Consider the following 22,776-nt stretch of genomic DNA (forward strand, 5'->3'; position numbering starts at 1 on the left):
GGTTTAGTCCTTAAGCTTACTTGTAAGGTGTTGCACTACATAATCCACAAAAATTCTGATACGGGCTGGCATATAATTGTTTCTGGCATACTGCAGAGCAATGATGCCATGGTAGTTTCCTTTTACTGTCCAGTCAGCTAATACTTCTTTTACCTCGCCTTTTTCCAGAGATTCTCGAACAACGAAGTCATGGAAAATACCGATTCCTAAGCCATTTTTTACACCGTTTAGCCGCATTTGGGAGTGGTTTACCGCGTACCGGCCAGTGACCGGTACGGATAGCAGCTGATCTTCTTTAACAAAGCTCCAGATATGGTCTGTTTCGGTTTCTGCAAGGTAAAGGCAGTCGTGGTCTGCCAGTTTATCCGGATGATCCGGAGTGCCGCGTTCAGACAGATACTCCGGGCTGGCGCAGAGCACAAGCCTGGTTTTGCCTATCTCTTTTAACACCAGATTTTCATCCGGTTTGTCGGTGAGACGAAAAGCGATATCAATTCCATGCTTGAAGATATCTATTGCCCCGTCGGCCGCTCTTAATTTTAGCTGGATATCCGGATAGGTTTTCAGAAATGGGATCACCAGCGGCTGAAGTACGTTATTAAGAAACGCCTCCGGAGCGGCAACAGTTATGGGACCTGCCGGCTCATCGTGGTCTTCATCACAAATTTCAATAACCTGCTGTGCGGAGTTAACCATATCGACGCACTGATCATATATTTTCCTGCCGGCTTCGGTAATCAAAAGCTTACGGGTAGTTCTTTCAAGCAGTTTCACCGACAGGGCCTTTTCCAGCCGGGTGATGGTTTTACTTAAAGCGGATGGTGTAACGCCGAGTTTTAAGGCGGCTGCAGTAAGACTTTTTTCCTGAACAACTAGAATATAAGCAGCAAGATCAGGCATCAGAGCGATCAGTTTGTTAGTCAGCATTTTTATTTGTGCCTCAAATTCACTAATGTTTTTCCGTTCCAGGGGATAATACTTGGATTCGGGATCAATTAAAATGCTTTTACACTGTAAATAAATTCAATTGGCAAACAAGTGCTTTTAACTAAGTGTTTGTTTTTCATAACCTATATTCATTCTAAGGGAATGGCATCATGAGTACTGCATTTTACGACCAGATAAACAAACAACTGGATGAAGTTAAAGAGGAAGGGCTGTACAAGTCTGAGCGTGTGATCACCTCCGCACAAAAGGCTTCTGTTTCTATTTCTAGCGGTGAAGAAGTTCTGAACTTTTGTGCAAACAACTACCTTGGTTTGGCTAACCACCCTGATCTTATTGAAGCGGCAAAGGAAGGTATGGATAAGCACGGTTTTGGTATGGCTTCAGTTCGCTTTATCTGTGGTACTCAGGATGCTCACAAAGAGCTTGAGCAGAAGCTTTCTGAATTCCTTGGTAAAGAAGACACAATTCTTTATACCTCATGCTTTGATGCAAACGCAGGCCTGTTTGAAACCATTCTTGGCAAAGAGGATGCGATTATTTCTGATGCACTGAACCATGCTTCTATTATCGATGGTGTTCGCCTTTGTAAGGCTATGCGTTTTCGTTATGCCAACAACGATATGGCAGAACTTGAGCAGCAACTTATCGCAGCAAATGAAGCTGGTGCCCGTCATAAACTGATTGTTACCGATGGTGTATTCTCTATGGATGGTGTTGTTGCTAACCTTCCGGCTATCTGTGACCTGGCGGATAAGTACGATGCGCTGGTTATGGTCGATGATTCTCATGCGGTTGGCTTTATGGGTGAGAATGGCCGTGGTACTCACGAATACCACGATGTAATTGACCGCATCGACATCATTACAGGTACTCTGGGTAAAGCGATGGGTGGCGCATCTGGTGGTTATACTTCTGGTAAGAAAGAGGTGATTGACTGGTTGCGTCAGCGTTCACGTCCGTACCTTTTCTCTAACTCTGTGGCTCCTTCTATTGTTGCTGCTTCTATCCGGGTTCTGGACCTGCTTAAAGAGAGCGGCGAACTGCGCGATCGTCTGTGGGAAAACGCGGCGCATTTCCGCACAAGAATGGAAGCTGCGGGCTTTACTATGGGTGGCGCTGACCACGCTATCATCCCAATTATGCTGGGTGATGCAAAAGTAGCGGCCGAATTTGCAGAAAGAGCGCTTGCCAAGGGTATCTATGTAATCGGCTTCTCATTCCCTGTTGTTCCAAAGGGGCAGGCACGTATCCGTACTCAGATGTCAGCGGCACATTCCCGCGAACAGCTTGATAAGGCAATTGATGCCTTTATCGAGGTTGGTAAAGATATGGGTATAATTTAGGTTACAGGTTACAGGTTACAGGTTACAGGTGGCTTGAATGGGAACGAATATGAAAATTAAGGCATTATCGAAGTTAAAAGCGGAAGAAGGTATCTGGATGACTGAGGTCGAGATGCCTGAGCTTGGGCATAATGATCTTCTTATCAAGATTAAAAAGACGGCTATTTGTGGCACCGATGTGCATATCTATAACTGGGATGAGTGGTCGCAGAATACTATTCCGGTTCCTATGGTTGTCGGACATGAATATGTTGGTGAAGTTGTGGGTATTGGTCAGGAAGTTCGCGGTTTTGAAATTGGGGACCGTGTTTCCGGCGAAGGCCATATCACATGCGGACATTGCCGAAACTGTCGTGGCGGTCGTACACACCTTTGCCGCAATACGGTTGGTGTTGGTGTAAACCGTACAGGTGCGTTTTCTGAGTATCTGGTTATCCCGGCGTTTAATGCCTTTAAGATCCCGGATGAAATCTCTGATGATCTGGCATCGATTTTCGACCCCTTTGGCAATGCGGTACATACCGCACTTTCCTTTGACTTAGTAGGTGAGGATGTACTGATCACTGGTGCAGGCCCAATCGGCATTATGGCGGCGGCAGTTGCAAAGCATGTGGGTGCTCGTCACGTGGTGATTACCGATGTAAACGAGTACCGCCTTGAATTGGCAGAAAAAATGGGCGTGACCAGAGCGGTAAATGTGGCCAGTCAGAGCCTTGAAGAGGTGATGCAGGAGCTGGGAATGACCGAAGGCTTTGACGTGGGCCTTGAGATGTCAGGTAACCCATCTGCATTTAACAGTATGCTAAAAGAGATGAACCATGGCGGCCGGGTTGCATTGCTTGGTATCCCGCCAACGGATATGGGCATCGACTGGAATCAGGTTATCTTTAAAGGGCTGGTGATAAAGGGCATTTATGGCCGGGAGATGTTTGAGACTTGGTATAAGATGGCAAGCCTTATTCAATCAGGCTTGGATTTGAACCCAATTATCACTCATCACTTCAAGATTGATGACTTCCAGAAAGGCTTTGACACCATGCGTAGCGGGGCTTCCGGGAAAGTTATCCTTGATTGGGAGTAGGTATGGAAAGAGTACTGTTTTCAGGCTGTACTACGTCTGCATCGTCAGAAGCCCCTGCGATTGATGTAAAAACTGTTGCAAAAAAAAGCTTAGACTCAAAAGCGCATATTCGTAAAAAGAAACGCAAAAAAAAAGGTGTCTATTTCATTTCGTTCAGATATGAAAGTGGATGCATAAAGAGTGCAATTTAAACAGATTAAAATATAAAACCGCTTTTAGCGGTTTTATATTATTCTTCATATTGCGGGGTCTTTCCCTGCTTCTCCCAAGCCCGATCAGACTCTCTTTTGCCCGCTCAACTGCCTGAAATTAAAATCAAAGGAATCAACAAAGAGCTCCAGGCGATAAATCCGGAAATAACGGCAACACGAATCAGATTTGGCTTTTCCATAACGACCTCTCATAGAGTATTTTGATGATAGATACATCCGGTTCCAGTGAGTAGTGCAATTACTTCACTCTAAGTGTAGGTATTGCATGGATTTTTATTCATGCAAATGGTTTTATATGGAACTGGTGTCACTTTTATTCGCTCTATGTTGTGCTGTGAGATCTTTATTTGTGTAGTTGTATATGTGGTGAAAGGCTATTTTAAAAAAGTGAGATGTATTACTACAGAAATTAACGTGGAGATTAGTTAAAATATCGAGTCATTAAATATAAAAATACAAAGACATAATTATTCTAAATGGCTAGGTCAGAAGAAATGATCAAATTTCAGTTTAAACGTAACGGCATTCAGGGCGACCTGCACGTGACGAATCGCGAAGTAAACGAGCGGTTGTCCACTTATCATGAAGAAGCGAACACCCACTATCTGGTGGATGAGCTGACCATGATGGTTGTGCCCGATGACAAGCAAATCCTCTCTTTTCACCAGTTTGATAGTGGTCAGACTCCGGCATCTGCGCAGGAGATAGCAAACTTAAATGGCTTATCTGATATCTATATTTCGGTTGGGGGAGCCGGGTACCGGAGACTGGTTTAGCTTTTATTTCCCTCTTATCGATTTAACTTGTAAACGCCTTGCCTTTTTCTCCTGGCAGGGTGTTTGTTGATGTTTTTGTCGTTTTCCAACCTTCACAATTTCCTCCTTCATAGGATGTAACTTCACGCTACTTTGCTTTCTTTATTTGAGAGATAGATTACACATTTATTACGAAAATGTTGGTTGTTTGTACATATTTGATCCGTGTCAAACTTGAGAAGGTGCCTAATTTTTATTCACGACTAGTATTAAATTTGATAGAGAAATTAATTAGTACATTGCAGGTTATTGCTGACACAAAGGAGGGATGTGTGGCTACGGAATTTACAAGATTGGAGTTCGAAGGCGGTAGCGTCATTGTTGTAACAACTCCGCAGGGAAGCGGTCAATATACGATTCAGGGAAACAAACAGTCGGGCTGGAGCAGGACTACGGGGATCCAGAGTCAGCCGCATGTCACTCTGGTTGACGGTGTGATTCATCAGTTTGGCGGGAGAGTTAAGAGAAGACTTCAACATACAACAATGGACTGTTAAATAAAGCTAATAACGTCAGAACAACCATCAACAGTAACCTTAGCAAACGTAGCCGAATGGCTACGTTTTTTTGCACTATTATCATTTATTCAAAGAGATAAGACTCAGGAACAACAACGATGCCCTGCTCAGAAATGGTAAACCGTCTTGCATCTTCAGCCGGATTGACGCCAATTTTAGTACCGTCCGGGATCTTTACATGCTTGTCGATAATGCAGTTTTTTAGCTGGCAGTCTTCTCCCACTTCTACTGAGTCAAACAGAATACTGTCTGCCACCGTGGAGCCATTTCCCACTTTAACACTGGAGGAAAGAATGGAGTTCTGAACAGAGCCGCCGGAAATAACAACGCCGTTTGAGATTAACGAGTTGATAAATATCCCTTCATTTCCGGTTGCTGAGGATACCGTCCTTGCCGGAGGAAGTTGCCGTTCATAAGTTCTGATAGCCCAGTCTGTCTGGTAAAGATCCATAGGCGGAACAGGTGAAAGCAGATCCATATTGGCCTGGTAGAATGAATCTATGGTGCCCACATCACGCCAGTATGCGTCCTGGGAAACCCGGCCTGTTTTGCCTCCGAAGCGGTGGGCATAAACAGCTTCTTTATCAATTAGCTTAGGAATAATATCTTTACCAAAGTCATGGCTGGAGTTCTGGTCTTCCGCATCCGCTTCCAATGCGTCAATCAGAGCTTTTGTGGTGAAAATATAGATTCCCATCGATGCAAGGCTCTTTTCAGGATCGGATGGAATGGTTGCGGGCTCTGCCGGTTTTTCTGCAAAAGAGATGATTTTTTGTTCTTCATCGACGGACATGACACCGAATGCTTTCGCTTCTTCTACGGGAACGTCCATACAGGCGATGGTCAGGTCGGCGCCGGTTTTCTTATGCCGCTTTAGCATTGGCTCGTAGTCCATCCGGTAAATATGATCGCCGGATAAAACCACAACATACTTTGCTTCACTGCGCGACAGCAGCCACAGGTTCTGATAGATAGCATCGGCTGTGCCACTATACCAGCTATCGCCTTTCCTCATCTGCGGAGGAATGGCAGTAACATATTCACCAAGTTCAGGATTGAAGACTGACCAGCCGTCTCGCAGGTGTTTTTGCAATGAATGGGATTTGTACTGGGTAAGCACCAGGATTCTTCTCAGACCTGAGTGCAGACAATTGGTCAGGGTAAAATCGATAATCCGGTATTTGCCGCCAAATGGAACCGCCGGTTTGGCTCTGTTATCGGTTAACGGAGACAGCCGTGAGCCAACGCCTCCGGCCAGCACAACGGTAAGTGTATCTTGCATAGTTCATTCCCTGATAGAGTGCATTTGTTGCAAAAGAGTTACAAGAAATAAGCCAAAATATGAGTTCTTATATATCAGTTGCTTACGTATCTCAGGCTCTCCTTTTTGCCCAAATTCGGTGCTACAAGATCTGGTTTGCACCAATATGGAGAGAAATGAGATGTAATTTCCCGCTTCTGTAAGTTCAGTTTTGAGTCACATATATCAACCGGTTTCTCAGTCCAATGCTATAGTGATTTTAGTAGGTTAGGAGGGATTTAGATGCGATATTTAATAACGGTTTTTACTCTTCTGTTATCACTTACGGTTTTTCCGGTGAGTGCAGAATCGGCCTATGAGATCGTTGATAAGTCTGACAAGCAGATGCGGGGTGACTCAAGTTACTCGGTTATGACTATGCGCATTATCCGCCCTGACTGGACCCGCAGCATGAGCATGAAGAGCTGGACAAAAGGTCAGGATCACTCACTGGTTCTGATAACCGCCCCGGCTAAAGACAAAGGCAGTGCATCACTTAAGCGCTATCGTGAAATGTGGAACTGGATTCCCGGCATAGAGCGAATTATCAAAATAGCGCCTTCCATGCTAAGTCAGTCCTGGATGGGGTCTGACTTTACCAATGATGACCTTATCAACCAGTCCTCCATCGTCGTGGACTACGACCACACGCTTATCGGACAACAGGAGTTTGATAATGACCAGACCTGGGTTATCGATGCGATAGCAAAACCGGATGCTCCGGTTGTCTGGAGTAAGGTGCGTTTATGGATATCAGCTGATACCTACCTGCAAAGAAAAGTGGAATTTTATGATGAGTTCGGCGACCTTGTAAATCTGCTGCAAACCTTTGATATCAAGGAAGTGGGAGGCAGGATGCTGGCAACCCGAATGGAGATGATGCCGGTAGATAAACCGGGGCAGAAAACCGAGATGGTGACCCATGAGGCTCAGTTTGATTTTGAGATTAGGGATGAGTTTTTCTCTCTTAAGCAGATGCAGTCACTAAGAGATTAGCTTCTTTTGAATGCGGGGATTACATGTTATTAAAGCTGGCCTGGCGAAACCTATGGCGACAAAAAAGAAGAACCATACTAACGTCTTCAGCGTTGGTACTGGCTCTGTTTTTGTCTCTGTTGACCCGGACGCTTCAGGAAGGAACCTACGCGGCCAATATTGAAAACTCAGCCCGCTTTTATACCGGTCTTATTCAGATTCAGCATCCCGAATATGAAGACAGCCTGAGTATTGATGATGTGATTGCACAAAAAGGCGAAACCTTTCAGATAATTAAAAAGCATGCAAATGTCAAAACCGTTTTGCCCAGAATAGAATCCTTCGCACTTGCAGCAGCGGGTGACAAATCAAAAGGCGTAATGGTGCTGGGTGTGCAGCCGTATGAAGAAAACCGCTACTCCGGGATTAGCAAGAAACTGGTTAAAGGCGAGTTTTTAAGCGCGAACGACAGACAAATACTGATTGGAGAGGGGGTTGCCAATTACTTCGGCCTGGATGTCGGAGATGAAATGGTTCTCTATGGGCAAGGATACCGGGGCCAGACTGCCGCTGGTTTATATCCGGTTAAAGGGATTTTGAAATATCCGTTGCCGCAACTTGATAATCAACTGGTTTACCTGCCTTTATCTCTGGCTCAGGAGCTTTACAGCACAGGTGAAAATATCACCGCCTGGGTGCTGCATACAGAGGATCTGAAAGAGCTGGATAATACGGTATCTGAACTCCGTCAACGCTTTGATAAAGCGCTTAATGTCAGAGACTGGGAAAGTCTGGCTCCGGAAATGGCGCAACAGATCATGATGGATAAAGCCGGCGGCGTATTTATGATTTATGTGCTGTATGGTGTGGTCGGCTTTGGTCTGTTTGCCACCATTATGATGATGACCCTGGAGAGGCAACGTGAATTTGCGGTCATGCTGGCAACCGGTTTGCTCAGAAGCAGGCTGGTTTTTCTGGTGGTTATTGAGTCAGCTTTTATTGCAGTTATTGGTGTTGTCATTGGTATGCTGGTATCGGCCCCAGTTCTGGCTTACCTCTATTTTAATCCGATCCGTTTTACCGGAGAAACCGCTCAGATGATGCTAGATTCCGGTTTTGAGCCGATCATGCCGGTCTCTCTGGCACCTTTACTGTTTTTTGAGCAGATATACGCGGTGCTGTTTATTTTGCTTTTATGTCTGATTTATCCTCTTATCCGAATCTACCGACTGAATCTGGTCAGCGCCCTGAAAGGAGGTGCTCATGCTCGTTAAACTGGCGTGGCGAAACCTCTGGCGAAACAAGCTCCGGACCAGCATTATGCTTGGCGCCATGGTCTTCGGACTCTCCGGGCTGGCATTGATGATGGGATTTATGTCCGGGATGGTGGATAACATGATAGATAACGCCATCAAATGGCAGATAAGTCATATCCAAATCCACAATCACAGGTTCACTGAAAACCCGGATATCGAAGACACAATTGAAGATGCTCAGACTCTGATTACCGCAATTGAACAAAACCCGGATGTGAAATACTGGTCTGCGCGTTTTGTTGTGGACGGGATGATAGGTTCTGCCAGGAGCAATCGCGGCGTGCAGATTAATGGAGTTGATCCGGATGCTGAAGCCCAAATAACACCGCTTGCTGAAAATCTCATAGCAGGAGAGTGGCTGGATTATCAGGGAAGAAACCCGGTACTGGTCTCAGAAAAAATTGCTTCCCGTCTGCGCCTGAAAACCGGCTCGAAAGTGGTACTCACCTTTACAAACGGTGAGGGAGAGGTGACAGGTGCGGCTTTCCGGGTAAAAGGCATCTTTAAAACACCCTCATCGGCTTTTGATGAGGGCAATGTTCTTGTGCGGATACAAGATTTACAAAAAGTGGCCGGTATGGATGGGGTACATGAGATTGCCCTGCTGCTAAAAGGTGAGCTGGCTGCAAATTCAGATGCCAGGCTAAAAAAGGTAACGGCCGGGCTATCCAATGCGGCTTCTGACAAAACTCTGGTCCGGAGCTGGACTCAGGTGCAGCCTCTGCTGGCTTCAATGATCAATACCATGGCGGTAAGTAATGCCATTATGCTGGGTATCTTTGTGCTGGCAATGGGCTTTGGCATCGTGAATATTATGCTGATGTCCGTGTTTGAAAGAACTCAGGAGATAGGCGTGCTTATGGCAGTAGGAATGACCAGGGCAAAGGTATTTGTTCTTATTATTCTGGAAAGCTTCTGGCTGGGCGTATGCGGGGCCGGTTTGGGGGTGGCAGTTTGTATCCTGCTTATGTCGGTGCTGCAGGTAACCGGGTTATCTCTGGGCTCGATGGCCGAAGGGCTGGGCGCTTATGGTGTCGATACTCTGCTTTATCCACGGGTATCAGCGGCGGAGTATCAGGTTGTATTTATCTCGGTTGTACTGGCAAGTATTCTGGCGGCGGTTTATCCGGCGCGTCAGATCTTAAAGAAAAGCCCGGCAGAGGCGATGGCGGAGAAGCATTAAATGGCGATCAAAATTACTCAGTTGTGCAAAACCTACAATCAGGACAGCGACTTTCCGGTTCATGCGGTTCAGGGGTTGGATCTGACCATAGAACAGGGTGAGTTTGTGGCTATTATGGGGCCTTCGGGCTCGGGCAAAACCACTTTGCTGAATATGCTGGGTGGCATCGACATGCCTACAAGCGGCGAAGTGAGTATTGAAGGATGTAATATCTGCAATTTAAACGAGAAGGATAAGATAGCCTTTCGCCGGGATAATATAGGATTTATCTTTCAGGATTACAGCCTGCTGCCGGTTCTTACGGCGCTGGAAAATGTTGAGTTTGTTATGCAGCTGCAAGGGCGGGGAGACAGGGAGTGCAGGGAGAGGGCGGAAAGCCTGCTTAGTCAGGTAGGGCTTTCTGATCAGAAAAACAAAATACCGGCTAAACTGTCCGGCGGACAGCAGCAGAGGGTGGCTGTGGCAAGAGCGCTGGCTCCAAGGCCAAGGTTTGTGATGGCGGACGAGCCTACCGCTAATCTGGATGCACAGAGTACCGCTGAGCTTTTAGATATTATGCAGAACCTGAATGAGAAAGAGGGTATCACTTTTATCTTTTCTACTCATGATCCCAGAGTGATAACACGTGCCCGCAGGGTGATTGTGTTTGAAGACGGTAAGTTAAAAGAAGACCGGGTTAACTGTCAGGGCTTTAACGAATGAGAAATTTAGCACCCGGATTACTGCTTGCGCTACATAGCTCGCTGTTGTGGGCACAGATACCGGGGCTGGAGCCGGAAAAAAACTGGGATCTGACTGGCTATCTGAAATACATGTTAACTGCCGCTTACCCTGATAGTGGAGGTGAAAGCTATGATCACCTTATTCATCAACGTTTTAATTATGAGTACCGCTTTAATTCTTCCTTAAGGCTGAATGCCGGTCTGCGAAGCCGGTATCTGTGGGGTGACGCTGCTAAGTCGTCCTATTACCGCGATACTGTCGGAAAAGATTCAGGCTATTTCAATCTGTCTGAGACCTGGTCGGAAGGGAGTGACTCTGTGGGTGTCAGTCAGTTTGACCGCCTGTATATCAACTTTGACCGTGATGAGTGGCAGTTTCAGGCGGGCCGGTTTCGTATTAACTGGGGAATGACCACCATCTGGAATCCCAATGATGTGTTTAACTCCTACTCAGTTTATGACTTTGATTATGAAGAAAGGCCTGGGTCGGATGCGGTTTCAGTGAGCAAGAAGTTAGGTTTTGCCAGTCAGTTGGATCTGGTCTACAGCCCCGATTCAGAGAAAGAGTTAAGCAGCTACGGTTTAAGATATCTGCTGAATGTAAGTCAGTGGGATGTCCAGTTACTGGGCGGAAAATCAGGCCTGGATCGGTATGCAGGAGTCGGCCTTGCCGGTGATGTTCTGGATGCAGGGTTAAGAGCGGAGATCAGTTACTTTGAGCCTACCCGTGATAAATGGCAGGGAGCAAACCAGCAAGAGTCTCTGGTTGCCAGTATAGAAGCAGACTATAGCTTTGGAGGCGATCATAACCTGATGCTAAGAGGTGCGCTGCTGTATATCTCGGACCCGCAACAGTGGCAAAATGCCGCTTTGTATCTGAATACGACGCTGTCGGCAAAATCGCTCAGTTTTGCCGAGTACTCCGCTTATGCGGATGTCAGCTTTATTACTTCTCCCTTAAACAGCGTTACCCTTTCTGCAATTTACTATCAGGATGACTCCTGTTATTTCTCGTTATCAGACAGCTATTCTCTGTCGGATGACTGGCAACTGCTTGTCGTGTTGCAAAGGTTTGACGGAGATAATGACAGCCTGTTTGGAGAAAGCAAAAGCAGTCTTATTTACACTCAGTTAAGGTGGAATTTCTGAAAATTCGTGTTGAAAACGATAATTCATGCAAATTTAACACTTCAGGATATTACTGCCAGATATGGTCTGGCAGTCTCGCAGATTAGTTTTCAGGGTGATGAATGTGTTATTTTATCTGGTTGATATATTTGACTATATTGGTTTGTAATCCATTTAATTAATAGATGCCATCCTAAGGTCTTTGCTATGTAAGACCCAATTCTACGCCCTTATTCTCATCCTTAAGATAGATAAAAAAGGGTGATTTGATGGATATTTTTGTGTATATAATTCCGCATCTCTAGAGGTTTTTACGGCTTGAGTGATCTGCCAGATGGATTGTGATCCTCGCCAAACCGGGCTGAATAACAAACAGAGCCCTAAACAGCTTGCTTTTATCCGGATAATGATTTTTTCAGCAAGCTCAGATTCAGGAGACGACATTATGGATTTCTTTACGAATGCACGCGTTGCTGATTACAACCTGTTCAGCAGCGCTAAAAACAAAACGAATAAAGCAAAAACAGATTTAACAGCAGAAAAAACAGACGTGATCCTTCACGCATTTGACTGGCCATACTCTTATGTTGCCGAAAGTGCAAAGATGATCAGTGAAATGGGTTACCGCTCTGTACTGGTTTCTCCTCCGATGAAGTCCTTCAAACATGATGAAGGCACTGACTGGTGGCAGCGCTACCAGCCTCAGGATTACCGGGTTATCGATAATCAGCTGGGGAATACCCGCGATTTTATGGACATGGTAAACACACTGGCTGAGTACGGTGTTCAGGTTTATGCCGATGTGGTGTTTAACCATATGGCCAATGAAGCCTACAGACGCAAAGATCTGCAGTATCCGTGTTCTACCGATATTAAACGCTATTCCGATGACTGGGATGATTACCAGTCTCTGCTGCTTTATGGCGACCTCAGTAAGCCTCTGTTCGATAAAGAACACTTTATGGAGGCCTTTGGTATCAAAGACTGGAAGGACCGTTGGGAGGTCCAGAACGGCCGTATTACCGGTGGTGAGGATGATCCCGGCCTGCCTACGCTGAAAGTGTGTGATTATGTGGTGGAGCAGCAGCAAAATTACCTGAAAGCACTTAAGGATATGGGCGTTAAGGGTTTCAGAATCGATGCGGCCAAGCATATGACCCTTGAGCATCTGTTGCGCGTCTGGACCAGTGATATCGCTGAAGATGTGCATATCTTTGGTGAGATTATTACTGATGGTGGTGCGAGTCAGGAGGAGTACGAGCTGTTCCTGGAGCCTTATCTGGCGCACACTAAGCTGAGTGCCTACGACTTCCCGCTGTTTAATATGGTGCATGGTGCGTTCCAGAAAGACGGTAATATGGAGTCTTTGATTAATCCATACTCGTTTGGTCAGGCGCTGTCCAACTCCAGGGCAATCACATTTGCCATCACCCATGATATTCCAAACAATGATGTCTTTATGGACCTTATTCTGGACGAGCAGGATGAGTGGCTGGCCTACAGTTACATTCTGGGCCGGGATGGCGGAGTTCCGCTGGTTTATACCGATCTGGATACCAGTGGCATCAGGGGAAGGAACGACAGGCCTCGCTGGCTGGGTGTCTGGAAAGATCCGCGAATGGCTAAGATGATTCAGTTTCATAACCTGGTCCACGGAGAAGATATGGTGCCAATCGTTGCGGATAAAGATGTGGTGGTTTTTGCCCGTGGTGAGAAGGGACTGGTTGCCATCAATAAATCTGAGACTTCAGTTGTGATTGATTTTCAGTGGCATAAAGATATGACAGATCTGCTTCAGGATGAGGTTCATCCACTGGAAGGGGATGAGCTGAATCTGGTGCTGGGAGGCAAATCCTGCATGATGCTGGTTTAGCTTAACAGCAAATAGAAAAGGGAGTCGTCAGACTCCCTTTTGCGTTTTTAACCGGCCGGTTTTAAACAATAAATTTATCTAAAATACCGTTCTGCTCTCTGATATTTTCTGACTGCGCCTGCATCGCCATATTGGTTTCATTGGCACTGTCGGAAACCGTGACAGAGAGATCTTTAATCTTCAGCGTATTGGTATTGATCTCTTCCGCTACCAGGCTTTGCTCTTCTGCTGCTGAAGCAATCTGCAGGTTAAGATCGGTAATTTGCTGAATGGCACTGCGAATGGCTTCCAGGGCTGCATTAGCTTCTCCTGCTTTAGATACCGTTTCAGCAGCGCCGTCTTTGCTCTGGTTCATCGCAGAAGCAACCGAAGTTGCGCCTGCCTGAAGCTGCTCAATCATATTGCGGATTTCGGTGGTGGATTCCTGAGTTCTTTGCGCCAGTGAGCGGACTTCATCGGCAACAACGGCAAAACCGCGTCCCTGTTCGCCCGCACGTGCCGCTTCTATTGCAGCGTTTAGTGCCAGCAGGTTGGTCTGATCGGCAATATCATTGATAACCTGAAGTACAGTTTCAATGCTGCTTGTTGCGTCTTCCAGTGCTTTTACTTCCGTTACTGCAAGGTCAATTTTATCGGAAAGCTGACTAATCGCTTCAGTTGTCATGCTAACAACTTCAGAACCTTTCTGAGTGGCTTCTTCTGCTTCTTTCGCCGTAGAAGAGGCGCCCTGAGCGTTACCGGCAACATCGTTTGAGGTTGCAGCCATTTCATTCATTGCAGTGGCAAGCTGCTCTAGTTCATGTAGCTGCTCTGTCATCGCCCCGGCAGAATGCTCTGCATTTTGTGCCGTTCTGGATACGCCCTGCATCACTTCGCCACCAATACCTTTTAGCTGAGTGATTTGCCCCTGCAGGGTACTGGCAAACTGGTTAAAGTTTTCTGCCAGCTCGGCAAATTCAGGGTCGGTATCGGTATCCAGGCGTTTTGTCAGGTCACCTTGTCCGGAAGCAACGTCTTTAATCGCGCTGTTTAAAGCACCCAGTGGCGACATCAGTTTTATAATAACGAAAAGTAAAATCACAGTAGAGGCAATGACGGCAATAATTGAGTAAAGAACGGAGCTGTTTCTTACCTCATCAACTGCTTTAAGGGCGATGCCCAAATCAAGTTTGATGCCCACATACCAGTCAAGCCCGTCAACTTTTACAAAGTTAAAGCCAAATTCTTTGCCGTCTATGGTAACGATTCGTCTTCCTTCCTTTATTTGCACATCCGGTTCATATGAGGAAAACGGCTGACCATTTTTATCGGTATCCGGATGGGCAATGGTGGTTCCTTCGGTATCAACAATAAACAGCTGACCTGCGCCATACAGTTCTGCACGGTTAATGATGGTTGCAAGACCGGACAGGCTAACATCATAAAATGTGGCACCTATAAATTTGCCGTCTTTTTTAACCGGTGTCGCCAGTGAAATCAGAATTTCCTTGGTTACGGCATCAGCATAGGGTGCTGTTACAATCAGGCCGTCTTTCGCTTTTGCGTCGATATACCATGGACGAACGCGCGCATCCCATGTCGGGCCCGGATCCCAGTTTGGGTCACCGGTGAAAAATTTACCGTCGGTTTCCATCCCACCGCCAACCAGGATAAAGGAGTTTGTTAACGCTTTTTGCTGGAGAACATTTTCAATGGCCTCTTTCGACGGGTTTGCATCAATTAGGTTGGCGATATAACGGGCAAGGTTTTTACGGCCTTCCAGCTCAGAGGCGACGTTGTTAGAAACGCTGCCGAGGATATCATCCACACTGCTGGTGGTTGCATGGTAAACCTCTTCACTGACAGTAATATACTGTTTAACAGAGAGAAGCGAAATGGTGATGAGCAATAAAACTGAAGAGGCGGCGACTATTTTGTGGCTAAACTTCATAATAAATCCTTTAAATATCAACGGCTCCCTCTGAGTGGGGAGTCTATTTAAGCATTCGTCCGGTTACAGCCAACAACAACCGTCAGGGAATCAAGGTCCCCGTGTATAAAATTATTATATATTGATAATAGTATTTATATTGTTAGTGTGACAATTTAAATTAACTGGAGGAATTGTTAACACTTGTATCGGCATATCTATCCGAATACTTAGGATTTTTTACAAAATGAACGAGAACAAAAACAGTAATTGCGTAGAGGGCTGCCCACTTAAGGAATGTAAACACGCAGCCGGTGATAACTAGCGCAATAAAAGCAAGGGCTTTATTGGTGCCACTGAGAAGCTTAACGGCAGAAAGCATTGCCAGAAGGTAGATTAAGATAAATACACCGTTGGCAAGTTTAACCAGATCATCGAGTTGCAGATGAAGTACCTCCCCGATCACTGAACTAACCGACAGGATGGCGGCAATGGTCAGAGTAGCAAAAGCAGGAACGCCCTTGCTGGAAAGTGTGGCCATTTTGCTGTCTGGTTTTGTGGTTTTTGCCTGAGCCCAGGCCATTCGGGCAAGGCTTTGCATATAGAGGTTCAGGCTGGCAAAACAGGCTAAATATCCTATGATGCTGATAATAACAGAAACCTTGCTGCCAAAAAGCTGCTCGCTAATCCAGGGGATAGAGCCTTTTTCCAGCAGCGGCGTGCCGTATGCAAAAAACTTCAGAACAACAACGGTACACGCCCAGTAGACAACACCGGCGACCAGACAGCCGACGATAATGGCGATGGGAAAATCTCTTTGCGGGTTTTTAAACTCTTCACCCATATGAGCGAAGGCCTCAATACCCACAAAACACCAGAACATCACGGCAAGCGCGCTTCCGATGGAAGGCAGGTGTTCCATATCGATTGCAGGCATACGTGCATCGGTTAGTGAAACATCGCCATAAATCCAGAACAGAGCAATAAGCGAGAAAATACCCAGCGCAATCAGAGTCTGAATTCTTGAAGAGGATTTGCTGCCGGTCAGGTTAACAAAAACCAGCAGAGCAATGGTTAAGGCCTCTGCGATAAGCGGATGATCAAAAGGAGCAGGCAACAGTTGAACACCAAAGCTACCCGCAAGTACGATTCCGGCAGGAATGCCAACCGGGATCACGCTTAAAAAGAGCCAGGCAACACTGCGCTCCAGTTTTGGGTTAAAGGCTTTTCTGACAAAGTATGCGGTGCCACCGGCACTGGGAAACCTTTTCCCAAGCGCGGCAAAGGTCAGGGCGATGGGCACAACGGCGATAAAGAGAATGGCCCACGCCCAGAGAGAAACCTGTCCGGCTATTCCCGCTGCAATGGCCGGGATCATAAACAGACCGGTACCAAGCAGGGTAGTGGATAACTGCCCAATCCCTGACATTAACGTGATTTCTTTTTTTAGTTCGCCCACAACCCGCTCCGACATTGAAGAATTCGATCTGTTATACAGTTAAAAAATCATATGTCCAATACCGGCAATAACCGGTAGCGTGATCAGCGTACGCAGAACAAAGATGATAAACAGCTCAAAGATGTTTACCGGGATCTTACTGCCAAGTAGCAGTGCGCCAACTTCAGACATATAGATAAGCTGAGTTACCGACATTGCCGCAATCACAAAACGAGTCAGTTCGCTGTCGATGGATGCAGCCAGAATCGCCGGGATAAACATATCAGCAAAACCAACCACCATGGTTTCGGATGCTGCCGCTGCGTCAGGAATTGCAAGAAGTTCAAGGTATGGGATAAACGGTTTGCCCATAATGGCAAATACTGACGTGTATTCAGCAACAACCAGAGCAATGGTACCCAGGCCCATCACCACAGGCAGTACACCAAATACCATATCGATGGCATTCTCAAGGCCTTCCTGAATAATCTTCTTAAAGCTGGTTACCTTACCGGCTTTTTCCAGCGCAAGGTTCATGCCCCACGAGAAGGAAGTGTGGCCTTGCGGGATAAGTCCTGCATCAGCTTCCGGTTTTGAGTTATCGATAAACAGATCTTTCTTTCTGCTCAGCGGAGGAAGACGAGGAATGATGATCGCGGCAACAATACCGGCCAGGCAAACAGCGCCATAAAATGCCAGGAAGTGCTGTTCCAGTTTTACCTGAGCAAGAACCACAAGGCTGAAAGTAATTGATACTGCCGAGAATGTGGTACCGACAACGGCGGCTTCGCGCTGAGTATAGAATTTATTTTCATACTGTTTAGAGGTTAGCAGGATACCAACGCTGCCGTCACCCAGCCACGAAGCGATACAGTCAATGGCAGAGCGGCCCGGAAGGTTAAATACCGGTCGCATTACTTTACTTAATAGTGTGCCGAACAGCTCAAGCAGACCAAAGTTAAGCAGTAGCGGAAGCAGCAGACCGGCAAAAATAAACACGGCAAACAGTGTTGGCAGCAGGCCTTCCAGAACCAGTCCGCCTGTGTTTTCTTCCCAGATAGCCTTAGGACCAAACTGGAAGTAGGTCATCACCACTGCGATACCACCAATGGTTCTTACTACCAGCCACAATGGAGAAGGGCTAAGAAGATTATGGAAAAACGGCTTGTCTGCAACAAAAGAAGGCTTTACAAATTTATACAGAACAGACGCAGCAGCCATAAAGCCAATAATGCAGGTGACGATAGCGACGATTGAGTCACCAATTGCAGCAAGCAGGCTTTTTGCCAGAACAGCGACAGGAATAGTCAGATCACCATCATAGCTGATAGGCGCCATAAACAGGAACAGACCAATTAAAGAAGGAATAAGGAATACCCAGAAAGCGGAAGCTTTTTTAGGCGTATCCAAAGTTTGTGTATGGTTTTGCATCTGGAATCTCTAAAAATAGTTATCAATAGTTATGCACTAAATTTCCCTATTTAGTCGTTGGCGAGGAGAATACCAGAAACGAAGACTATTGCAATAATATTCACTGAATAATGTCTTTTATGCAGATTATGATTTGGTTGCTAAACGTTTGCGCAGTCGTCTGTCTTATCAGGCAGACGACTGCCAGTATAAAGATCTTTAATTTTGGTGATCGATCTCGCAGTCAAATTTCACCCAGCCATGCTTTCTTTCTTCGTAAACCGAAAAAGCCGGAGTAGGGAAGTCCTGCTCGCTAAAAATGCCAAGAGGAACCACGGTATAACCGGGGGCAGAGCTGAGTCGCAGCAGCATAGTGGTACCGCAGCGGGGACAGAAGTCGTAGGTCACTTCGTTGCCGGAGTCTGCAATACGGGTGTAAGAGACAACATCGCCATCAAGCACAGTCTGTTCTGCATAGAATCGCGCTTGAACGCCAAAAACGCTGCCGGTTCTTTTCTGGCATTCAAAGCAGTGGCAGGCCGAAGTTCGCAGCGGTTCTCCTCTGCATTGAATGGTGACCAGATTACATGAGCAGCTAGCGGATCGTATTTTTATCATTATGTGTTCCTCTGTACGTCCTGAGAACAGTATTCATATGAATAAACAATTAGCCATATAAGAAATTTAGTAACAGAACACATTTTCTCAAGTTTGAACTGAAGAAACTGGGAGGGTTGTCAATAGCTGTGGAGCTCTAAAACCCCTGTATTCTTTGCACTTGCTACCAATATTGCAGATGTAAAATTGGCAAAAATGTTATAGAGTAACGCCGATGCTGTTTCATTGGGTATTATTGTGCATAAAAAACTTATATCTTCGGTTTCACCCATTGCCTCTGGTGATGCGCCTTCAAGAAAAAAAATACTGCTAACCATGTTTCCTCTGCTGGGGCTGTTTTTTGCGGTAACTGCTATCGCAACCTCATCCGGCAGAACTGAAATTCCAATCTCTTTTTACGAGCTGCCTACTTACGAGGCCAGAGATGACAACGAGAAGGATTTTCCATTTGATTCCATTCCTGAGTACTCCTATGAGATCCAGAAAGGAGACAACCTGAGTTCTATCTTTGACATGCTGGGCTATCCGTATAGCGATCTGATGAAGGTAATGGAGGTGGACCTCAACTACCTGATGCTGGATACGCTAAAGCCTGGTAATAAGCTGATGTTCTGGGGCAGCGAAGACGGAAAACAGCTGCAGAGAATGGTGCTGGAATTTAACATTGCAGACAGGGTTTCATACGCTCGCCAGGACGATGGCGGCTACGCTTATGAAAATATCTCCATTCCGGGCGAATGGAAGCTTGAACCTGTTGTGGGTGAAATCTACGGCAATTTCTCAGTATCAGCGAACAAAGCAGGCCTGGGTAATTCAGAAATAGAGCAGATCAATACTCTACTGAAAGACAAGCTTAACTTTGCCCGTGACCTGAGAGCGGGAGATACGTTTGAAGTGGTTCAGAGCAAACAGTATGTGGACTCTGAAGCGACAGGTAAAAAAGAGATTCAGGCGATCAGAATCCATAACCGCGGAAGACAGATAAGCGCTTACCTTCATACCGACGGACAGTTTTACGATAAGGACGGAAACAGCCTGCAGCGCGCATTCCAGCGCTATCCGACCAGAAAGCGATACCGCGTATCTTCATCCTTTAACCCGAGAAGAAGGCACCCTGTAACAGGGCGAATCTCGCCTCACAACGGAACTGACTTTGCGACGCCTTCAGGTACGCCAATCTATTCTACCGGTGATGGTAAGGTGGTTCTTACCCGTAATCACCCGTACGCAGGAAAGTACATTGTAATTCAGCACGGAAGTACTTATAAAACCCGCTATCTTCACCTGAGCCGTATTCTGGTGAAGAAAGGTCAGAAAGTGTCACGGGGGCAAAAAATTGCGCTGTCCGGAAATACCGGCCGCTCTACCGGTCCGCACCTTCACTATGAGTTCCATATTCGTGGCAAGCCGGTTAATGCGCTGAAAGCTAAGATCCCTATGGCAAACTCTGTTCCGAAGAAGGAACTGAAAGCCTTTAAATCTAAAATTGCCCAGTATGACAAACTGCTGCAGAACAAGTTAAAAGATGGCCTTCTGGCCAAAAACTAAGGTAAGAAAACCAATGTTACAGAATGAATTTGAGTCTTTAGTTAAGGCCTTATGCGAAAAAGAGAACCTTCCTCAGGCACTTGAGTATCTGAAATCAAGTGAAGAGAGCGAAGTCGCAGAAGCCGCTCAGTCTCTGGCAGGCCAGTTTGCACTTGCTGAAGTGGAAGGGGAGAAGCGCATCTACCATGTTACCTCTCAGGAAAATGAAGCGGGTGAGCAGGAAGAGTTTGTTGAGCATATAATGAACGAAGGGGAAGACATTATCTTCTTCGTCGCCTGGTTCTTTGACACCATGTTTGATGTTAAACAGAAAGAGGTTTATCAGGCTGCAGGTAAAACTTTTAAACAACGAAAAAGAAGCTAACTCTGACGGAGGTTCTATGAAATACATCAGCATGCTTATTGCCACTATGCTTTTAGTCGGTTGCTGCAATGGCTCTGGCCCCGGGCCGAGAGCTTATGTAGAACCTCAGACAAATCATCAGAACAGCTAAACTTCTGCCCTCATTGAATAAGGCCGGCTCAATCTTTAAAGTTGGCCTTGAATAACACCTCCCCGTAAATTTAAGTATTCACCCTTCCTCACTTTGTGCTCCCGATCATAATTTCACAGCTAAATTTCCTTTCTATGTTGAAATAATCGCTGAACCGTTTCAGTATTAACGCTGAAAGGATTCAGCAATGATTGAAGTTTGGTAACAGATCGAAATAGCTTTGCTGATTTTTTTTAAATTAAAGCTGAACCGGTTCAGCTTGATTTGAAAAGAGAACAATTAATAACAGATGAACTATCTGGAGTAAGAGCAGGGAGCTCAAATCCCTATAAGAAAAATGGAATGTTCTGGGTCTGGCCGGTGCTGCCGCTTAGATTCAACAAATTAAACGAGATACGAAAGGTCGATAATTATGAATGACGTAACTAAGAAAAAAATTGTGGCGATAACCGCCTGTCCGACAGGGGTTGCTCACACATTTATGGCTGCTGAAGCGCTTGAGCAAGAGGGTCTGAAGCGTGGTCACCAGATCAAAGTGGAAACGCGTGGCTCTGTTGGTGCGAAAAACCAGCTGACTGAGCAGGATATCGCTGAAGCAGATGTGGTTATCATTGCCGCTGATATCGATGTGCCTCTTGACCGCTTTGACGGTAAGAAGATGTACAAAACCACTACCGGTCCTGCTCTGAAAAGAACCGCAGAAGAAATGGACAAAGCGTTCGCCCAAGCAACTGTTTATTCCCACTCTGGCGGCGCAGCGAAAGAGTCCACTTCTTCTGAAGAGAAAAAAGGCGTGTATAAGCATCTGATGACAGGCGTATCTCACATGCTTCCTGTTGTTGTGGCGGGTGGTCTGATTATCGCACTTTCCTTTGTCTTCGGTATCGAAGCGTTTAAAGAAGAAGGCACACTTGCAGCAGCTCTGATGCAGATTGGTGGCGGCAGTGCATTTGCTCTGATGATCCCGGTTCTTGCCGGTTACATTGCATTTTCTATTGCTGACCGTCCGGGACTTGCACCGGGCCTTGTTGGCGGTATGCTGGCTTCTTCCATCGGCTCTGGTTTCCTTGGTGGTATCGCAGCAGGTTTCATTGCAGGTTATGCGGCGAAATTTATTGCTGACAAAGTACAGCTTCCACAAACGTTAGAAGCACTTAAACCTATCTTGATCATCCCGCTGGTATCTACTCTGTTCACCGGTCTTGTGATGATTTACGTTGTTGGTGGTCCGGTTGCGACTATCATGGGCGCGATGACTGACTTCCTGCAAAACATGGGCAGCGCAAACGCAATCATGCTGGGTATTATCCTTGGCGCAATGATGTGTTTCGACCTGGGTGGTCCGGTAAACAAAGCCGCTTATACCTTCGGTGTTGGTCTTCTGGCTTCTGAAACTTACGCGCCAATGGCGGCTATTATGGCAGCAGGTATGGTTCCTGCGCTGGGTATGGGTCTGGCAACTTTCCTTGCGAAAAACAAGTTTACTGAAAGTGAGCGTGAAGGTGGTGTGGCTTCTTTCGTACTGGGTCTGTGCTTTATCTCTGAAGGTGCAATCCCGTTCGCAGCACGCGATCCAATGCGCGTTATCCCATGCACTATGGCTGGTGGTGCGGTAGCAGGTGCGCTTTCAATGCTGTTTACCTGTGAACTGCTTGCTCCACACGGCGGTCTGTTTGTTCTGCTGATTCCAAACGCTATCTCACCTGTACTTATGTATCTGGTAGCGATTGCAGCAGGTACGGCGGTAACCGGGTTTGGTTATGCGTTTATTAAGAAGGGCGAGGAAGAAGCGGTAGAAGCTACGGCGTAATAATTATAGGGCTATGGGCTAGGGGGGGGGCGGTCGCTTCGCTCTCTGATGGGCTCGGGGGTTCTTTGATGTAGAGGGTGCTTTTGTCACCCTCTATTTTTTTGTGATTTGTTATATTTGGCTTGCCTAAAGGTG

General features: G+C 46.3%; 19 protein-coding genes and 1 pseudogene. 14 read left to right on the plus strand and 6 right to left on the minus strand.

Annotated features, from left to right (window positions below):
• Positions 1–3: 3 nt before the first annotated feature.
• The gene (locus L3Q72_RS14975; protein WP_275132970.1) at positions 4–927 is read right to left on the minus strand and encodes a LysR family transcriptional regulator; all 924 of its coding nucleotides are present in this window, start codon (positions 925–927) and stop codon (positions 4–6) included.
• A gap of 170 nt (positions 928–1,097) precedes the next feature.
• Between L3Q72_RS14975 and L3Q72_RS14980 the strand changes: the two genes are divergently transcribed.
• The 5 genes from L3Q72_RS14980 to L3Q72_RS15000 all read left to right on the plus strand — a co-directional run bounded on the left by L3Q72_RS14980 (position 1,098) and on the right by L3Q72_RS15000 (position 4,896).
• Positions 1,098–2,291 (plus strand): glycine C-acetyltransferase, encoded by a 1,194-nt coding sequence (locus L3Q72_RS14980; protein WP_275132971.1) that lies wholly within the window; start codon positions 1,098–1,100, stop codon positions 2,289–2,291.
• Between the two features lie 49 nt (positions 2,292–2,340).
• Positions 2,341–3,372 carry an L-threonine 3-dehydrogenase gene (gene tdh, locus L3Q72_RS14985; RefSeq protein ID WP_275133779.1) on the plus strand — a complete coding sequence of 344 codons (1,032 nt, stop codon included), beginning with the start codon at positions 2,341–2,343 and terminating at the stop codon, positions 3,370–3,372.
• 2 nt (positions 3,373–3,374) lie between these two features.
• Positions 3,375–3,563, plus strand: a complete 189-nt coding sequence (locus L3Q72_RS14990) for a hypothetical protein (protein WP_275132972.1) — start codon at positions 3,375–3,377, stop codon at positions 3,561–3,563.
• A gap of 515 nt (positions 3,564–4,078) precedes the next feature.
• Positions 4,079–4,360 carry a hypothetical protein gene (locus tag L3Q72_RS14995; protein ID WP_275132973.1) on the plus strand — a complete coding sequence of 94 codons (282 nt, stop codon included), beginning with the start codon at positions 4,079–4,081 and terminating at the stop codon, positions 4,358–4,360.
• Positions 4,361–4,671: 311 nt separating this feature from the next.
• Positions 4,672–4,896 (plus strand): hypothetical protein, encoded by a 225-nt coding sequence (locus tag L3Q72_RS15000; RefSeq protein WP_275132974.1) that lies wholly within the window; start codon positions 4,672–4,674, stop codon positions 4,894–4,896.
• Positions 4,897–4,981: 85 nt separating this feature from the next.
• On the opposite strand, the gene glgC is transcribed toward L3Q72_RS15000, so the two are convergent.
• The gene (gene glgC, locus L3Q72_RS15005; protein ID WP_275132975.1) at positions 4,982–6,199 is read right to left on the minus strand and encodes a glucose-1-phosphate adenylyltransferase; all 1,218 of its coding nucleotides are present in this window, start codon (positions 6,197–6,199) and stop codon (positions 4,982–4,984) included.
• 261 nt (positions 6,200–6,460) lie between these two features.
• Between glgC and L3Q72_RS15010 the strand changes: the two genes are divergently transcribed.
• The 6 genes from L3Q72_RS15010 (at position 6,461) to L3Q72_RS15035 (ending at position 13,414) form a co-directional block, all read left to right on the plus strand.
• Complete coding sequence (locus L3Q72_RS15010) at positions 6,461–7,213, plus strand: outer membrane lipoprotein-sorting protein (protein WP_275132976.1); 753 nt, start codon at positions 6,461–6,463, stop codon at positions 7,211–7,213.
• 23 nt (positions 7,214–7,236) lie between these two features.
• Complete coding sequence (locus tag L3Q72_RS15015) at positions 7,237–8,466, plus strand: FtsX-like permease family protein (RefSeq protein WP_275132977.1); 1,230 nt, start codon at positions 7,237–7,239, stop codon at positions 8,464–8,466.
• Complete coding sequence (locus L3Q72_RS15020; protein ID WP_275132978.1) at positions 8,456–9,691, plus strand: FtsX-like permease family protein; 1,236 nt, start codon at positions 8,456–8,458, stop codon at positions 9,689–9,691. The genes L3Q72_RS15015 and L3Q72_RS15020 overlap by 11 nt, the downstream gene beginning before the upstream one ends.
• Positions 9,692–10,393 carry an ABC transporter ATP-binding protein gene (locus L3Q72_RS15025; protein WP_275132979.1) on the plus strand — a complete coding sequence of 234 codons (702 nt, stop codon included), beginning with the start codon at positions 9,692–9,694 and terminating at the stop codon, positions 10,391–10,393.
• Complete coding sequence (locus L3Q72_RS15030; RefSeq protein WP_275132980.1) at positions 10,390–11,562, plus strand: hypothetical protein; 1,173 nt, start codon at positions 10,390–10,392, stop codon at positions 11,560–11,562. Before L3Q72_RS15025 ends, L3Q72_RS15030 begins: the two co-directional genes overlap by 4 nt.
• A gap of 424 nt (positions 11,563–11,986) precedes the next feature.
• Positions 11,987–13,414: an alpha-amylase family glycosyl hydrolase gene (locus L3Q72_RS15035; RefSeq protein WP_275132981.1), complete on the plus strand. Its 1,428-nt coding sequence runs from the start codon at positions 11,987–11,989 to the stop codon at positions 13,412–13,414.
• 61 nt (positions 13,415–13,475) lie between these two features.
• Here L3Q72_RS15035 and L3Q72_RS15040 read toward each other — a convergent pair whose 3' ends face one another.
• From L3Q72_RS15040 to L3Q72_RS15055, 4 genes are all read right to left on the minus strand, one after another.
• The gene (locus L3Q72_RS15040) at positions 13,476–15,344 is read right to left on the minus strand and encodes a methyl-accepting chemotaxis protein (protein ID WP_275132982.1); all 1,869 of its coding nucleotides are present in this window, start codon (positions 15,342–15,344) and stop codon (positions 13,476–13,478) included.
• Between the two features lie 160 nt (positions 15,345–15,504).
• Positions 15,505–16,782, minus strand: a complete 1,278-nt coding sequence (gene yjeH / locus L3Q72_RS15045) for an L-methionine/branched-chain amino acid transporter (protein ID WP_275132983.1) — start codon at positions 16,780–16,782, stop codon at positions 15,505–15,507.
• Between the two features lie 39 nt (positions 16,783–16,821).
• Positions 16,822–18,192: a YjiH family protein gene (locus L3Q72_RS15050; protein WP_275132984.1), complete on the minus strand. Its 1,371-nt coding sequence runs from the start codon at positions 18,190–18,192 to the stop codon at positions 16,822–16,824.
• Positions 18,193–18,390: 198 nt separating this feature from the next.
• Positions 18,391–18,789 carry a GFA family protein gene (locus L3Q72_RS15055; RefSeq protein ID WP_275132985.1) on the minus strand — a complete coding sequence of 133 codons (399 nt, stop codon included), beginning with the start codon at positions 18,787–18,789 and terminating at the stop codon, positions 18,391–18,393.
• Positions 18,790–19,104: 315 nt separating this feature from the next.
• Between L3Q72_RS15055 and L3Q72_RS15060 the strand changes: the two genes are divergently transcribed.
• The 3 genes and pseudogenes from L3Q72_RS15060 to L3Q72_RS15070 form a co-directional block, all read left to right on the plus strand.
• On the plus strand, positions 19,105–20,337 hold the full coding sequence (locus L3Q72_RS15060; protein WP_275133780.1) for a peptidoglycan DD-metalloendopeptidase family protein: 1,233 nt from the start codon (positions 19,105–19,107) through the stop codon (positions 20,335–20,337).
• A gap of 13 nt (positions 20,338–20,350) precedes the next feature.
• Entirely contained in the window at positions 20,351–20,701 is a 351-nt protein-coding gene (locus tag L3Q72_RS15065; protein WP_275132986.1) for a hypothetical protein, read from the plus strand.
• A gap of 560 nt (positions 20,702–21,261) precedes the next feature.
• Positions 21,262–22,641: pseudogene (locus L3Q72_RS15070) on the plus strand (fructose-specific PTS transporter subunit EIIC); the annotation flags it as partial.
• Positions 22,642–22,776: the final 135 nt, after the last annotated feature.

The organism is Vibrio sp. JC009 (assembly GCF_029016485.1).
Classification (GTDB): domain Bacteria; phylum Pseudomonadota; class Gammaproteobacteria; order Enterobacterales; family Vibrionaceae; genus Vibrio.

Coding starts and splice junctions, on each gene's coding strand:
- L3Q72_RS14975 (WP_275132970.1), bottom strand. CDS start 927: ATGCTGACTAACAAACTGATCGCTCTGATGCCTGATCTTGCTGCTTAT.
- L3Q72_RS14980 (WP_275132971.1), top strand. CDS start 1,098: ATGAGTACTGCATTTTACGACCAGATAAACAAACAACTGGATGAAGTT.
- tdh (WP_275133779.1), top strand. CDS start 2,341: ATGAAAATTAAGGCATTATCGAAGTTAAAAGCGGAAGAAGGTATCTGG.
- L3Q72_RS14990 (WP_275132972.1), top strand. CDS start 3,375: ATGGAAAGAGTACTGTTTTCAGGCTGTACTACGTCTGCATCGTCAGAA.
- L3Q72_RS14995 (WP_275132973.1), top strand. CDS start 4,079: ATGATCAAATTTCAGTTTAAACGTAACGGCATTCAGGGCGACCTGCAC.
- glgC (WP_275132975.1), bottom strand. CDS start 6,199: ATGCAAGATACACTTACCGTTGTGCTGGCCGGAGGCGTTGGCTCACGG.
- L3Q72_RS15010 (WP_275132976.1), top strand. CDS start 6,461: ATGCGATATTTAATAACGGTTTTTACTCTTCTGTTATCACTTACGGTT.
- L3Q72_RS15015 (WP_275132977.1), top strand. CDS start 7,237: ATGTTATTAAAGCTGGCCTGGCGAAACCTATGGCGACAAAAAAGAAGA.
- L3Q72_RS15020 (WP_275132978.1), top strand. CDS start 8,456: ATGCTCGTTAAACTGGCGTGGCGAAACCTCTGGCGAAACAAGCTCCGG.
- L3Q72_RS15025 (WP_275132979.1), top strand. CDS start 9,692: ATGGCGATCAAAATTACTCAGTTGTGCAAAACCTACAATCAGGACAGC.
- L3Q72_RS15030 (WP_275132980.1), top strand. CDS start 10,390: ATGAGAAATTTAGCACCCGGATTACTGCTTGCGCTACATAGCTCGCTG.
- L3Q72_RS15035 (WP_275132981.1), top strand. CDS start 11,987: ATGGATTTCTTTACGAATGCACGCGTTGCTGATTACAACCTGTTCAGC.
- L3Q72_RS15040 (WP_275132982.1), bottom strand. CDS start 15,344: ATGAAGTTTAGCCACAAAATAGTCGCCGCCTCTTCAGTTTTATTGCTC.
- L3Q72_RS15050 (WP_275132984.1), bottom strand. CDS start 18,192: ATGCAAAACCATACACAAACTTTGGATACGCCTAAAAAAGCTTCCGCT.
- L3Q72_RS15055 (WP_275132985.1), bottom strand. CDS start 18,789: ATGATAAAAATACGATCCGCTAGCTGCTCATGTAATCTGGTCACCATT.
- L3Q72_RS15060 (WP_275133780.1), top strand. CDS start 19,105: ATGTTTCCTCTGCTGGGGCTGTTTTTTGCGGTAACTGCTATCGCAACC.
- L3Q72_RS15065 (WP_275132986.1), top strand. CDS start 20,351: ATGTTACAGAATGAATTTGAGTCTTTAGTTAAGGCCTTATGCGAAAAA.